Origin of the sequence: Klebsiella sp. JB_Kp004, from assembly GCF_040065795.1 — a bacterium.
GTDB lineage: Bacteria > Pseudomonadota > Gammaproteobacteria > Enterobacterales > Enterobacteriaceae > Klebsiella > Klebsiella quasipneumoniae.
In genome coordinates this window covers 116,220-128,535 of the sequence record NZ_JBEAKW010000007.1, presented here as the reverse complement: position 1 = coordinate 128,535, position 12,316 = coordinate 116,220, and the positions used below count along the sequence as shown (strand labels likewise).

General features: G+C 59.6%; 15 protein-coding genes and 1 tRNA gene. 8 read left to right on the top strand and 8 right to left on the bottom strand.

The features are described from left to right. Positions 1-7 precede the first annotated feature (7 nt). A complete protein-coding gene (locus ABLX76_RS09710; RefSeq protein ID WP_048335591.1) occupies positions 8-1,387 on the top strand; it encodes a glycoside hydrolase in 1,380 nt (459 codons plus the stop codon). A gap of 108 nt (positions 1,388-1,495) precedes the next feature. Here the strand turns inward: ABLX76_RS09710 and ABLX76_RS09705 are convergent, their stop codons facing one another. Both ABLX76_RS09705 and ABLX76_RS09700 read right to left on the bottom strand, forming a co-directional pair. After that, the gene (locus ABLX76_RS09705; protein WP_023291388.1) at positions 1,496-2,218 is read right to left on the bottom strand and encodes an SIS domain-containing protein; all 723 of its coding nucleotides are present in this window, start codon (positions 2,216-2,218) and stop codon (positions 1,496-1,498) included. Positions 2,219-2,249: 31 nt separating this feature from the next. Continuing rightward, the gene (locus ABLX76_RS09700) at positions 2,250-2,441 is read right to left on the bottom strand and encodes a hypothetical protein (protein WP_048335595.1); all 192 of its coding nucleotides are present in this window, start codon (positions 2,439-2,441) and stop codon (positions 2,250-2,252) included. Between ABLX76_RS09700 and ABLX76_RS09695 the strand changes: the two genes are divergently transcribed. The 5 genes from ABLX76_RS09695 (at position 2,442) to ABLX76_RS09675 (ending at position 4,868) form a co-directional block, all read left to right on the top strand. Beyond that, positions 2,442-2,591, top strand: a complete 150-nt coding sequence (locus ABLX76_RS09695) for a hypothetical protein (RefSeq protein WP_158240154.1) — start codon at positions 2,442-2,444, stop codon at positions 2,589-2,591. Between the two features lie 137 nt (positions 2,592-2,728). Continuing rightward, a tRNA-Sec gene (locus ABLX76_RS09690) sits at positions 2,729-2,823 on the top strand. Between the two features lie 165 nt (positions 2,824-2,988). Continuing rightward, complete coding sequence (locus tag ABLX76_RS09685) at positions 2,989-3,456, top strand: DUF3237 domain-containing protein (protein WP_032454383.1); 468 nt, start codon at positions 2,989-2,991, stop codon at positions 3,454-3,456. A 112-nt stretch (positions 3,457-3,568) separates the two neighbouring features. Then, positions 3,569-4,576 carry a zinc-binding alcohol dehydrogenase family protein gene (locus ABLX76_RS09680; protein ID WP_348874458.1) on the top strand — a complete coding sequence of 336 codons (1,008 nt, stop codon included), beginning with the start codon at positions 3,569-3,571 and terminating at the stop codon, positions 4,574-4,576. Between the two features lies 1 nt (position 4,577). Further along, positions 4,578-4,868, top strand: coding sequence for a putative quinol monooxygenase (locus ABLX76_RS09675; protein ID WP_032454386.1), 291 nt, complete (start codon positions 4,578-4,580; stop codon positions 4,866-4,868). 49 nt (positions 4,869-4,917) lie between these two features. Here ABLX76_RS09675 and ABLX76_RS09670 read toward each other — a convergent pair whose 3' ends face one another. Then, entirely contained in the window at positions 4,918-5,616 is a 699-nt protein-coding gene (locus ABLX76_RS09670; RefSeq protein ID WP_048335600.1) for a winged helix-turn-helix transcriptional regulator, read from the bottom strand. Between the two features lie 362 nt (positions 5,617-5,978). Here ABLX76_RS09670 and ABLX76_RS09665 point away from each other — a divergent pair, with 362 nt between their 5' ends. Continuing rightward, the gene (locus ABLX76_RS09665; protein WP_044525064.1) at positions 5,979-7,028 is read left to right on the top strand and encodes an NAD(P)-dependent alcohol dehydrogenase; all 1,050 of its coding nucleotides are present in this window, start codon (positions 5,979-5,981) and stop codon (positions 7,026-7,028) included. On the opposite strand, the gene ABLX76_RS09660 is transcribed toward ABLX76_RS09665, so the two are convergent. Together ABLX76_RS09660 and ABLX76_RS09655 are read right to left on the bottom strand one after the other, a co-directional pair. Continuing rightward, the gene (locus ABLX76_RS09660) at positions 7,025-7,978 is read right to left on the bottom strand and encodes a helix-turn-helix domain-containing protein (RefSeq protein WP_023291396.1); all 954 of its coding nucleotides are present in this window, start codon (positions 7,976-7,978) and stop codon (positions 7,025-7,027) included. The two genes, ABLX76_RS09665 and ABLX76_RS09660, sit on opposite strands and share 4 nt — an antisense overlap. A 21-nt stretch (positions 7,979-7,999) precedes the next feature. Further along, the gene (locus ABLX76_RS09655; protein ID WP_348874457.1) at positions 8,000-8,779 is read right to left on the bottom strand and encodes an MBL fold metallo-hydrolase; all 780 of its coding nucleotides are present in this window, start codon (positions 8,777-8,779) and stop codon (positions 8,000-8,002) included. A 166-nt stretch (positions 8,780-8,945) separates the two neighbouring features. Between ABLX76_RS09655 and ABLX76_RS09650 the strand changes: the two genes are divergently transcribed. Then, entirely contained in the window at positions 8,946-9,506 is a 561-nt protein-coding gene (locus ABLX76_RS09650) for an NUDIX hydrolase (protein ID WP_348874456.1), read from the top strand. Here ABLX76_RS09650 and ABLX76_RS09645 read toward each other — a convergent pair. From ABLX76_RS09645 to ABLX76_RS09635, 3 genes are all read right to left on the bottom strand, one after another. Continuing rightward, complete coding sequence (locus ABLX76_RS09645; RefSeq protein ID WP_023291399.1) at positions 9,496-10,350, bottom strand: DMT family transporter; 855 nt, start codon at positions 10,348-10,350, stop codon at positions 9,496-9,498. The genes ABLX76_RS09650 and ABLX76_RS09645 overlap by 11 nt on opposite strands. 24 nt (positions 10,351-10,374) lie before the next feature. Next, the gene (nlpA, locus tag ABLX76_RS09640; RefSeq protein ID WP_023291400.1) at positions 10,375-11,184 is read right to left on the bottom strand and encodes a lipoprotein NlpA; all 810 of its coding nucleotides are present in this window, start codon (positions 11,182-11,184) and stop codon (positions 10,375-10,377) included. Positions 11,185-11,311: 127 nt separating this feature from the next. Further along, a complete protein-coding gene (locus ABLX76_RS09635; protein WP_023291401.1) occupies positions 11,312-12,217 on the bottom strand; it encodes an AraC family transcriptional regulator in 906 nt (301 codons plus the stop codon). Positions 12,218-12,316 lie beyond the last annotated feature (99 nt).

The window sequence follows — 12,316 nt, the reverse complement described above, 5'->3', positions numbered from 1 at the left end:
AGTTTGTATGAAATTAACCGTATTAGGCGGGGGCGGCGTTCGCTCTGCATTTTTAGCGAAATCTCTGGCATATAATGCTCACCGCATTGGTTTAACGGAGGTGGTTTTTCTCGATAACTCTGCGGATAATCTGGCGATATTCGGCGAAATCGCCCGCTATGTATTTACGACCATTCGCCCGGATATTCATTTCACGACCACCACCGACCCGGTCGCGGCGCTGCAAAACGCCAATTATATTATTACCACCCTGCGGGTCGGCGGCGATGAAAGCCGCATTCGCGACGAGCGCATTGCGCTGCAACATAACACCCTCGGCCAGGAGACCACCGGCGCCGGCGGCTTCGCGATGGCCATGCGCTCGATCCCGGCGATCCTCGACTATTGCCGGCTGATCGAGGCCCATGCCGCCGAAGACGCCATTCTGTTTAACTTTACCAACCCGTCAGGCCTGGTGACGGAAGCGATCGTCAAGTCCGGCTTTAAGCGTCGGGTCTATGGGATCTGCGATGCGCCTTCCGAGCTGATTCGTGAACTGCCGGCGATCCTCGGCTGTGAGGAGCGCGACCTGAGCGTGGAATGCTATGGGCTGAACCATTTCTCCTGGTTTACCCACTTCACCGTGCGCGGGGAAGCGGTGACCGAGCGGCTGATCGCCAGCCCGGCGCTGTACCAGAAGACCGCGATGCAGTACTTCTCACCCGAGCTGGTGCGGCTGTGCGATAACCAGTTACTCAACGAATATCTCTATTATTACTACTATCGCGACGAGGCGCTGAAGGCGATTCAGGGGGCAGGCGAAACGCGCGGGGAGCAAATCGCCCGTATCAATCAGGAGATGCGCCAGGCGCTGCGCACCGTGGATGCCAGAACGCAGCCGGAAGCCGCCTTCAATATCTGGATGCAGCACTACCTGCGCCGGGAAAACAGCTATATGCAGAACGAATCCCGGCAGGAGAAATTTCATACCCGCGAGCCGCTGACGCTGCGGCAGTTTATCGAAGAGCCGGACACCGGCGGCTATGCCGGGGTGGCGCTGGATATTCTGGAAGCGGTGAACAGCACCACCACCAAGCGGATCGTGGTGTCGATCCAGAATAATGGCACGCTCGACTTTTTGCGCCCTGACGACGTGATTGAGATCAGCTGCGACCTGAGCCGGGAGGGCCTCAAGCCGGTCACGCCGACGAAGGTGCCGACGGCGCAGAAGAATATGATTTCCTGCGTGAAAGAGTATGAGCGGCTGGCGGTAGCGGCGATCCTGCAGCAGGATAAGTCGCTGGCGGTGCGGGCGCTGATGGCGCACCCGCTGATCGGTTCCTGGTCGCTGGCGAAAACCCTGGTCGAAGCTTATCTCGACGATAAGCAGTTCGCCGCCTGGCGGTAAATCACTGACCGGACCTGGAGGCGTAGGCCGGGTAAGGCGCAGCCGCCACCCGGCAACATGGTGGCGCGGCGCCTGATATATTGCCCGGCGGCACTGCGCTTAGCGGAGCTACCTGTTGCCAGGTGCGCGGGTAAACCACATCTTCAGTAGCCGCTCAAAGCCTAGGATGCAGTAGCCGAAAAACGGGTTGCTCCAGTAAATATCATCGTCGAACTTCTGCGGATCGTGAATGATAAACGCCGTATCCGCAGCCTGCGCCAGCGGGCTCTGATAATCGCCGGTAAAGCAGACCAGGTTGATCTCCTTCCCCTCCATGGCCTTCACCCAGTTGAGCGCCGAGCTGCTGCGCCCGGATTTAGAAATGATCCAGATGGAGTCGAAGCGAGCGGCGTTTTTCTGCTCAAGGATTTCGTAATCCGGCCACAGCGCCAGGCTGGCATTCACCCCAGTGACGAGGAACTTGTTATAAATATACTGGGCAATCAACTGCGAAAAACCGCTGCCGTGGATCAGGACGCGCTGCTGCGCGAGGCTTGCCAGCAGCGGCGTCAGCGCCTCCGCCGGCTGAATGCTCATATAGTCGATATCGTTGGTGACATCGAGCTTCGGCATGGTGATATTGAACTTGATGAAATAGACCAGCTCCAGCCAGCCGCTGAACTTAAGCTTTTTCGCCAACCGCACCAGCGAGGAGGGGTTACTGTAGCACTGCTCCGCCACGGCGCGGATCCCCTGGCGGATACACAGCTCCGGGTCGTTCTGGATAAAGCGCAGCACGGTCATTTCCGTTTTGCTTAGCTTCACGTCACGAAAGATATTTTCTAAGTCCATGGCGGGCTCCTCTCAGCGGCAGCATACGCTATCACCGTTCAGGAATAGCGTCTGCGGCCTGAGTCACCAGACTGAAATGAATGTTACTTTTTGTACAAAAATGGAATAAAAAAACCCTCTCCGCCGGAACGAGGGTGAACAAGGCGAGAATAATGGTGAGGGTGGCGCCGTCGCCCATGCCGTAGCCAATTTTCTCTTTGACGGACAAAACAGGATCTTTCATATGGGCACAATTCCCTTGGCGGCACCACAGATGGGTACCGGTTACATTTTTTATCAGCCTTTGCCGCAGGAAGATGAATTAGGTCATTATCAGAATATGTTTCATGTATTCTGCGATCGCGTTAGCCTGAAAGAGCATGAAAAAGTGTAACTCATGGATTTTGAACGGATTTGTCTCAGACTGTTCTGCAAAGTCCAGTTTTAACAGTAAAAAAGTGCGTTCAGGTATGTGGTAAACGGCTGAAAGTAGCTATAATGCGCCCCGCCTCCATGTAGCAATCGAGGCGCGGAAGATCGTCATCTCCGGTGAGGTGGCTGGACTTCAAATCCAGTTGGGGCCGCCAGCGGTCCCGGGCAGGTTCAACTCCTGTGATCTTCCGCCAGTTTGCCTCTGCTCGCCCACAGCCACGCCCAACCAAACTGAGTCGCAAAACCCATCATCTCAGCCAATCATTTTCATCCAAACCCTGCGTTATTTTGTCTCCTGCAAACCCGTTACACTGGCGCAAAGGCCGCGTGCCGTTGCCAACCGAAACAGGAGAGCCATGATGACCCCCGAACTGAGACACTGTTTTTCCATTACCATCCAGGTTGATAAACCGGTGATTGTCTCCCGCAGTCCGCAGACCGGCAAGCGCCAGCTGATCCCGATTCTCGGCGGCAGCGTCTCGGGTCAACTGCGCGGCCACGTGCTGCCCGGCGGCGTCGATAGCCAGATTATCGGGCCCGACGGCACATGCAGGCTATCCGCCCGCTATGCCCTGCAGGTGGAGGAAGGGACGGTGTACGTGGAAAACAACGGTATCCGCCGGGTGCCGGCCCACTATCATGACCAACTGTTCGCCGACGATATGCGCTTTTTTAGCACTATTCCGCCGGAAGATATCTATTTTCGCACTGTCCCCACCTTCGAGGTGGATACCCCCGCGCTCAGCTGGCTAACCACCTCGCTGTTTATCTGCGCCGGCGGGCGTACTCAGGATGGGGTGATGCTCGATTTCTATCAGGTGGGCTGATTTTCACTTTCTGCATATAACTGTTATTGCCGTTAACCCGTTTTTCCCCTCCCGGCACCGGTCTACTATCGCGTCATCGCTTTATTCACCCGATTCACAGACCGGAGCAGTTATGAAAGCTATCGCCATTACTCAAGCCGCCGCTGACGGCGACAATATCCCTTTTTTAACCGAGATCGACCTGCCGGTCCCCTCCGCCCACGGGCGTGACCTGCTGGTTGCCGTGAAGGCGGTATCGGTCAATCCGGTAGACACTAAAGTGCGCGCCGGCTTCCGGGGCGACACGCCGCGGGTGCTGGGCTGGGACGCCGTTGGCGTGGTGCAGTCCGTCGGTGAGGAAGTGACGCTGTTCGCGCCAGGCGATGAGGTCTGGTACGCCGGCGCCCTGGGCCGGGCCGGTAGCAACAGTGAATATCAGCTGGTGGATGAGCGCCTGGTGGCGCACAAACCGCGCACCCTCGATAATGCCTCCGCCGCCGCGCTGCCGCTGACGGCGATCACCGCCTGGGAGCTGCTGTTTCACCGTCTCGGCGTCACGGAAGGCGGTAACGCGGGCGACACGCTGCTGATCGTCGGCGCGGCGGGCGGCGTGGGCTCGATCCTGACCCAGCTGGCCAGCAAACTGACCGCCATGACGGTGATCGGCACCGCTTCGCGTCCGGAGAGTCAACGGTGGGTCCGCGAGGGGGGCGCGCACCATGTTATCGATCACAGCAAGCCGCTCGCCGACGAGCTGGCGCGTATCGGCATCAACGCGGTGACCCATGTCGCCAGCCTGACCAACACCGACCAGCACTTCAATGCGCTGATTGACGCCCTCGCCCCGCAGGGCAAGCTGGCGCTGATTGATGATCCGGAGACCCTGGACGTGGTGCCGCTGAAAGCCAAAAGCCTCTCCCTGCACTGGGAATTTATGTTCACCCGCTCAATGTTTGAGACGGATGACATGATCGCCCAGCATCAGCTGCTGACCCGCGTGGCGGCCCTGATCGACAACCACACGATCAAAACCACCCTCGGCGAACACTATGGCGCCATCACTGCCGACAATCTGCAGAAAGTGCATCGCCAGCTGGAAACCGGACGCGCGGTGGGCAAGATTGTGCTGGAGGGATTTTAAGATGATAACCCTGCTCGCCGTGCTCAAGGCGAAACCAGGCCAAACGGACGCGCTGCGCCAGGCCCTGCAGAAGCTGCTCCTGCCGACGAGACAGGAGCCGGGTAATCTCGACTACGCGCTGTTCCAGCTGCGTGACGCGCCGGACACTTTCTACATGCGCGAAGCGTGGCGTGGGCAGGACGCCCTTGATGCGCATGTAGAGATGCCCTATTTTCAGGCGTTTGTTATGCAGATGGAGCGTCTGCTGGCTGAGCCGCTGCGGCTGGACTACCTGACGGCGATTGAGCCCTAAGCGGACCAGCAGGTGGGGGGCGACAAATCACGCCCTTCGCCTGCCAGGCTCAAAAATTGGCGGGAAGCGGTTGGGCGATAGTCATCAACACCCCGCGGTGGATAATAATATAACCGCCTTTGCGCAGCTCCGACAGAATCGACATAATGCGGCTACGCGACAGGTTGGTACGCCGCTGGATAAACCTTAATACATTGATCTGTCTACGATACGTCTCCGAATAGACCGCCAGCTCCATTAACAGGATGCGCACCATCTGGTAAGAGTCCACCCCCAGCAGCTCCTGCTCGCGCATGCTCAACACCATCAACCGCTGCGTCAGGATATGGGCCATCTCCTGCCACAGGTTTTTCTCATTCAGGATATTGACCGCGGCCTGATGCGCTATCCAGCGCCCGCTTAAATCCGTCTCAGCAAACAGAGAACAGTGGCGTTTATCCGGGAGCCCGTTAAACACGCCATAATTATCAATTAATCCCAATATAGCCGGGGCGAGGACCGTCGATATCACCAGTTGATTTTCCGCAAAGCAAACTGAAGCCACGCCTTCTTCGAGGAGAATGAAGCCGGATTCGCTTTGGGCCAAGGGAAAATGGTAATAGTTTGACTGCGCCAGTTCAAAAGGGGTGCTGACAGGCCGGAACGCGGATAATAAGGATTCCACCGCAGGTAACGGTTTTGTTCGTCGTCCATAAAAAAAAGAGGGTAATGACCGGGAATTCTGGCCGTTGGCGTCAGGTTTCGACATCGTGTTGTGTCATTAAGTCAGGTTGAAGGACATGATTTTCAGCGGTAATAGTATCAACACGCGCAATCATGAATAAAAACCAAGTCGTTTCCATAATAAAAAGAGTGTAAGCATTATTATCGGCATAAGCGGTTTACCTCGATTTTACATCACTAAAAAACAATAATTTTCGTAAATATTTATACGGCTTAGCCGCTTAAATGATAAACCTGTCTTATAAATTGCGACTCCGGCGACTCGCTCGCTTACGCCGTGCCTGATGCCGCTTTCCCCCTCGCATCTCTCCCAGTCCAGGCTACCCTTATCGATGCCACTGACCACCCGCATCCATCTCCCGCTCTATTCGATCAAGAGGTTTCGCTATGCTGATCAACGCTATAGGTACCTACTCCGCCAGCCAGCCGCTGGAATCAATGGCCATCACCCGCCGCGAACCGGGGCCGCAGGATGTGCAGATCGCCATCGCCTACTGCGGCGTCTGCCACTCCGATCTCCACCAGGCGCGATCGGAATGGGCGGGAACGCTCTATCCCTGCGTGCCGGGGCATGAAATTGTGGGCCGGGTCACCGCGGTCGGCGACGCTGTCTCGCGCTACGCCGTCGGCGATCTGGTGGGCGTCGGCTGCATGGTCGATAGCTGTCAACAGTGCGAGGAGTGCGCTGAGGGGCTGGAGAACTACTGCGACCATATGGTGCTGACCTACAACGGACCGACCCAGGACGCGCCGGGCCACACCCTGGGCGGCTATTCACAGCAGATCGTGGTTAAAGAACACTACGTGCTGCGGATAACCCATCCCGAAGCGCAGCTGGCCGCCGTCGCGCCGCTGCTGTGCGCCGGGATCACGACCTACTCGCCGCTGCGCCACTGGCACGCCGGGCCGGGTAAAAAAGTCGGCGTGGTCGGCATCGGCGGCCTTGGGCATATGGGAATCAAGTTGGCCCACGCCATGGGGGCTCACGTGGTGGCCTTTACCACCTCCGAATCCAAGCGTAATGCGGCCAGAGCGCTGGGCGCCGATGAGGTGGTGGTGTCGCGTAACGAAGACGAAATGGCGGCCCACGTCAAAAGCTTCGATTTCATCCTCAACACCGTGGCGGCGCCGCATAATCTCGATGCCTTCACCACGCTGCTGAAGCGCGATGGCACCATGACGCTGGTGGGCGCTCCGGCCACGCCGCATCCGTCGCCGGAAGTGTTCAATCTGATCATCCGCCGCCGGTCGATTGCCGGGTCGATGATTGGCGGGATCGCGGAAACTCAGGAGATGCTCGACTTCTGCGCTGAACACGGCATCGTCGCCGATATCGAACTGATCCGCGGCGATGAGATCAACGAAGCCTGGGAAAGAATGGTCAAGGGCGACGTGAAATACCGCTTCGTGATCGACAGCGCGACCCTCGCCGGCTAAGCGCCGCGGCGAAAGGTGCGCCGCCATTCGGTCGGACTGACGCCAAAGCGCGCTTTAAACTGCTGACGCCAGGTGACGGCAGAGAGATAACCCACCGCCTCCGCCACCTGCTCAACCGGCAGATCGCCCGCCTCAAGCAGGCTCTGGCTGCGGCGCAGGCGTTCGGCGGTCAGCCAGTCGGTAATGCTCATCCCGGTCGCCCGGGCGAAGTGGCGGGTCAGGCTGCGGCGGCTCATCGCCACCACCCGCGCCAGCGAATCGAGATTATGCGGCTCGGCAATATGCTGCTGCAGATAATCCAGCAGGCAGTTGATTCGCGCATCGCGGGTGTTTTTCGGCACCGGCTGGGCGATGAACTGCGCCTGGCCGCCCTCGCGGTGCGGTGAAACAATCAGCCGCCGGGCGATCTGGTTGGCCGCGAGGCTGCCGAAACGCTGGCGGATGATGTAGAGGCAACAGTCCAGCGCCGCCGCGGTGCCCGCCGAAGTAATGATCCGCTGGTCGTCGACATACAGGGCGTTGATATCCAGCCGCACCTGCGGAAACCGGCGCTGAAAATCCTGCTCAAACTCCCAGTGGGTCGCCGCGCGTTTCCCGTCCAGCAGCCCGGCGTAGCCCAGGACGAACGCGCCGAGGCACAGACCGACGATTTCCGCGCCGTTATTCCGGGCCCGCACCAGGCTATCAAGCAGCGCCTGCGGCGGGCGGCGGTCAACCTCGCCCCAGTAAGGCACCACCACGATATCCGCCTGTTCCAGCACGGCGTAATCGCCGCTGGCGTACAGCGCAAAGCCGTCGCGGGCGCGCAGTAGCCCCGGCCGCTCGGCGCAAATGTGCAGGTTAAAGCGTTTGCTTTCAGAGACCGAATCGCCAAACAGCATGCAGGGAACGGCGTAATGAAACGGGCTAAAGCCCTCTACGGCAACAATCGCCACGTCGGTGAGTTTCATCGTTCCTTCCCCTTGCGCACGTTAATAAAACACGGTTTCCCCATCCTGCGGGATACACACTACCTCGGCTATCTGATTATCCAGCGCATACTGGCGCATCTCTTCCCGGCTCACCAGGCAGTGGTTGACCGCTTCCAGGTGAATCGCCATGATTTTCGCTTCCGGCAGGGTGAAGTGTACGTTCAGGAGATCCTCTTTGCCCATGATAATCGGGCCAAAGCCGATGACGTGGGCGTAGCCGGCGTTGAGGACCACCACGTCCGGGCGCAGCTTCAGCAGGTCGGCTGCAATTTCATCACGCCAGATGGTATCTCCCACCAGCCACAGCGTCTTCTCCTGCGGATGGCGAAACAGCACGCCGCAGGCCTCGCCCAGGCGTTCGGCCATCGCCGGCACCGCGTAGGTGCGATCGCTGCCGTGCTGGCCGGAGGTGGTTTTCAGCAGGCGCACGCCGGCAAATTCGCTGTCTGCCGTCAGCAGGCAGATATCCTGGAAACCCTGGCTGCGCAGCAATGCGCCGTCGGCTTCGTGCTGGACGAACACCGGCAGGGTTTTCGGGATCGCGGCGATCGCCGCCTCGTCCCAGTGATCGTCATGGGTATGGGTGACGATCACCGCGTCAACGTCGATGATTTTATCGCGGGAAAAAGGCAGCGCTACCAGCGGGTTGCGCAGCTCGCTGCGCGCGGTGCCCGGAAAACCCGGCCAGGCGCCCTTGTCCGCCAGCATCGGATCGATCAGAAACTTTTTCCCGGCGTATTCAATAATCTGGGTCGCGTTACGGATATGGGTGATGTTCATGTTGGCGTTCCTCAGGGGGTGATTTGACGAACATCGTACTGAGTACCAGCCTGGCGCAATAGGGGCATTTGGGCAAGGATCGATGAAATCGGGCCAACCTGCGGCGATTGCTATCCGCCTCCGGCTATGTTGTTCTGAAGGCTCCATTTTTGACAGGAGTGGCAGGATGAAGAAAAAACTGACCGCCGCCGATATGCACGACCCGCAGATCATCGCCGAGACGCCGTGGTTCAGCATGCGCAAGGTGGGTATTGATATCGCCCCCGGCGAGCGCCGCGACTTTTACGCCATTCACTATCCGCGCCCGGCGGTGGGGATTGTGGCTATCCAGGATGACAAAGTGCTGCTGATTCGCCACTACCGCTACCTGATCGACAAGGTGGTGTGGGCCATTCCGTCAGGCGGCGTTGACGAAGGGGAAGATCCGGCGGCGGCCGCGCTGCGCGAGCTGCGGGAAGAGACCGGCTGGCAGGCGCAACGCGTCGAGGAGATCATGCGCTTCAACCCCTCCTACGGCAGCAGCGACCAGCTGTTTATCACCTGGCTGGCCACCGGTTTACGCTGGGTGGGGATGGATGCGGATCAGGATGAAGTGATGGAAACCGGCTGGTTTACCTTTGAGGAGATAAACCAGCTGATCGCCCGCGGCGAAATGCCGGACGGGCTGTCGCTGGTGCCGCTGCTGCAATTGATGGCGCAGCCGCGCACCGGGCAGGCTACGGCTTAAGCATCCGCCAGCGGAACCACAGCTGGGCAACCAGGATCAGCACGCCGCCGATAATCTTCTGCAGCGGCAGCTGTTCGCCATACCACAGCGCGGCGGCAATGACCGTCAGCAGCGGTTCGAGCACCATAATGATCGCCGCGCTGGCCACCGCCGCGTACTTCTGCCCCTTCATCTGCAGACCGAAGCGCAGGCTGGTGGCGATGACAATGCTGGCCACCAGCCAGCCGAAGGTCGGCAGGGTCATCGGCTGGTCCCAGCGTTCAACGGCAGCGGAGAGGGTCAACCCGACAATACCAGTGATCGCCAGCTGCACGGTGGTCAGGGGGATCAGCGGTACTTCACGCGCGCAGCGGCTGGTGTAACAGAACCAGATGGACTGCACCAGCGCCGTCAGCAAAAACCAGCCCTGGCTGGGATGGAAGACTATCGGCATGTGCAGGCTGAGCAGGCCCAGGCCCACCACCGCGATCGGCAGGCACTCCCACCAGGCCCGCGGCGGACGCACCTTCATCATCACCCACGCGGTCAGCGGGACGAACATCATCGACAGGCTCATGATAAACGCCCCTTCGCCGAGCGACGCCGTCGTGGAGACCGAGTAGATCCACAGGCAGAGGTTGAGCGCAAACCATAGCCCGCTGATGATGAGCTTTGGCCAGTGCTGCTTTTGCGGGCGAAACCCGCGGCAAAACGGCAGCAGCAGCAGCGCGGCGAAGAAAAAGCGCAGCCCAAGGAACGCGAATACCGGCATGCCGGCGATCGCCTCGCGGGAAAAAATCCAGCCGCAGGCGGCAATCACCGTCGCGGCAATCAGCAGCAGATCGGCCTGCCGTTGGCGTACCATACGCGCCTCTCCCTGTAAGTTGGCTTACCAGCCCGGCACCGCGCCGCCGTTGAAGATAGTCTCTGCCGCCTTCGCCACCTCCGGCGACTGGTACGACTGCATAAACTCTTTCACGTTTTCCGCGTCTTTATTGTCTTCACGGGTCACGATGATGTTCACGTAGGGCGAGTTTTTATCTTCGATAAAGATGCCATCGCGAACCGGCGACAGCCCGGTTTGCTGCAGGTAGGTGGTGCTGATGATGGCCACGTCGACTTTAGGATCGTCGAGTACGCGCGGCAGTTGCGCCCCTTCCAGCTCCATAATTTTCAGATGATGCGGGTTGTCGGTGATATCCACCGCCGTCGGCAGCAGGCCGGTACCGGCTTTGAGGGTAATCAGCTTCTCTTTTTGCAGCAGCAGCAGCGCCCGCCCGAGGTTGGTCGGATCGTTGGGGATAGCGATCGTCGCGCCGTCTTTCAGTTCGGCGACTGACTTTATCTTGCGCGAATAGCCGGCCATCGGGAAGACGAAGGTATTGCCTACCGCCACCAGATGGTAGTTATGCGCTTTGTTGTCCTGCTCAAGGAAAGGCCGATGCTGGAAGACGTTGGCGTCCAGATCCCCGGCGTTGGTCGATTCGTTAGGCAACAGCGAGCCGCTGAACCCCACCAGCTCAACCTCCAGACCATACTTCTCTTTGGCCACTTTCTTCGCCACTTCCGCCACATCCTGTTCAGCGCCGTTAATCACGCCGACCTTAATGTGCTTCGCTTCATTACCCTTTTGGTCGCAGCCGACCAGCGCCAGACCCGCCAGCATTACCGCGGCGGCGGCACGTAAACGTAATCTCATCCTCTTCACCCTGTCCGTCCTGACTGTCGTTGTTTTTTTCGTGCAAAACTATAGCGACTTTCGGGTGGGGTAATAAACAGCAAACCACGCAACCGGAAATAAAATCATCTTCGTCAGGCGCGAAGCGCTAGCCCCGTCGCCACTCGCCCGGCGTCACGCCATAGCGCATTTTGAAGCGCTTCGAGAAGGACGCCAGCGACTGAAAGCCGCAGCGTTCGGCAATGACCTCGAGGTTGGTCTGACGCTCCAGGCGCAGCAGCCGGGCGGCCAGCGCCATTCGCAGCTGCGACAGCCACGCCTGCGGCGTCAGGTGATAAACGCGGGCAAAATGGCGGGCAAAGGTGGCCCGCGACAGAAAGGCGCGGGCGGCCATGGTTTCCAGCGTCCACGGCTGCTCCGGGGTCGCCATCACCGCCAGCACCGCCGGCATCAGGCGCTCATCGCTCATCAGACGCAGCAGCCCGCCTGGCGGCTGCTGCTCGCCAAGCAGCATGCGCAGCAGCAGCACCAGCAGCGTATCGCCGAGGCTGCGCACGATAGCGCTGCCGCCGGGACGCTGCGCCAGACTTTCGCGGACCAGTATGTTAAGCAATGGCTGCAGCTCCGGGCAGTCTTCGCGCGCATCGGTATGGAGATGGATCAGCGTCGACGCCTCAGTGAACAGCCAGCTGACGTGCGGACCAAAATAGAATTCGCCGCACAGCATCTCCAGCGCCCCCTCCGCCGGGCCGGCGCGCATTTCCGTCACCGTGCCGTTAAAGCGATGCGCCACCGGCAGCACCTGGCCCCACTCCACCAGGCTCTCCATCAGGTGCGGCGAACCGTGCGGCAGGAGGACCACATCTCCCGCGCGCAGGTGATGGGTCTGGCCGCCGACGTTGAGCCGCCCCTCGCCGCGCAGCACCACGTGCCATGGCACCACGCCGCTGCGCATTTGCTGGTGCCCGGCCTGCCAGCGGCCGCCGAAGCGACAGTGCAGGTTCACTTCGCAGCGCGGCGCCAGCAGCGCCAGCAGATGACTGAGACTGTCCATGCTTCTCCTGAGACGATAAGACAAAAAGGTGAGACGAAGACCGCCAGTCTAGCATGCGGCAACCGCCTAAGATGACCCCAATGCCAACACACACCCTCG

Coding starts and splice junctions, on each gene's coding strand:
- ABLX76_RS09710 (WP_048335591.1), top strand. CDS start 8: ATGAAATTAACCGTATTAGGCGGGGGCGGCGTTCGCTCTGCATTTTTA.
- ABLX76_RS09705 (WP_023291388.1), bottom strand. CDS start 2,218: ATGGACTTAGAAAATATCTTTCGTGACGTGAAGCTAAGCAAAACGGAA.
- ABLX76_RS09700 (WP_048335595.1), bottom strand. CDS start 2,441: ATGAAAGATCCTGTTTTGTCCGTCAAAGAGAAAATTGGCTACGGCATG.
- ABLX76_RS09695 (WP_158240154.1), top strand. CDS start 2,442: ATGGGCACAATTCCCTTGGCGGCACCACAGATGGGTACCGGTTACATT.
- ABLX76_RS09685 (WP_032454383.1), top strand. CDS start 2,989: ATGACCCCCGAACTGAGACACTGTTTTTCCATTACCATCCAGGTTGAT.
- ABLX76_RS09680 (WP_348874458.1), top strand. CDS start 3,569: ATGAAAGCTATCGCCATTACTCAAGCCGCCGCTGACGGCGACAATATC.
- ABLX76_RS09675 (WP_032454386.1), top strand. CDS start 4,578: ATGATAACCCTGCTCGCCGTGCTCAAGGCGAAACCAGGCCAAACGGAC.
- ABLX76_RS09670 (WP_048335600.1), bottom strand. CDS start 5,616: ATGTCGAAACCTGACGCCAACGGCCAGAATTCCCGGTCATTACCCTCT.
- ABLX76_RS09665 (WP_044525064.1), top strand. CDS start 5,979: ATGCTGATCAACGCTATAGGTACCTACTCCGCCAGCCAGCCGCTGGAA.
- ABLX76_RS09660 (WP_023291396.1), bottom strand. CDS start 7,978: ATGAAACTCACCGACGTGGCGATTGTTGCCGTAGAGGGCTTTAGCCCG.
- ABLX76_RS09655 (WP_348874457.1), bottom strand. CDS start 8,779: ATGAACATCACCCATATCCGTAACGCGACCCAGATTATTGAATACGCC.
- ABLX76_RS09650 (WP_348874456.1), top strand. CDS start 8,946: ATGAAGAAAAAACTGACCGCCGCCGATATGCACGACCCGCAGATCATC.
- ABLX76_RS09645 (WP_023291399.1), bottom strand. CDS start 10,350: ATGGTACGCCAACGGCAGGCCGATCTGCTGCTGATTGCCGCGACGGTG.
- nlpA (WP_023291400.1), bottom strand. CDS start 11,184: ATGAGATTACGTTTACGTGCCGCCGCCGCGGTAATGCTGGCGGGTCTG.
- ABLX76_RS09635 (WP_023291401.1), bottom strand. CDS start 12,217: ATGGACAGTCTCAGTCATCTGCTGGCGCTGCTGGCGCCGCGCTGCGAA.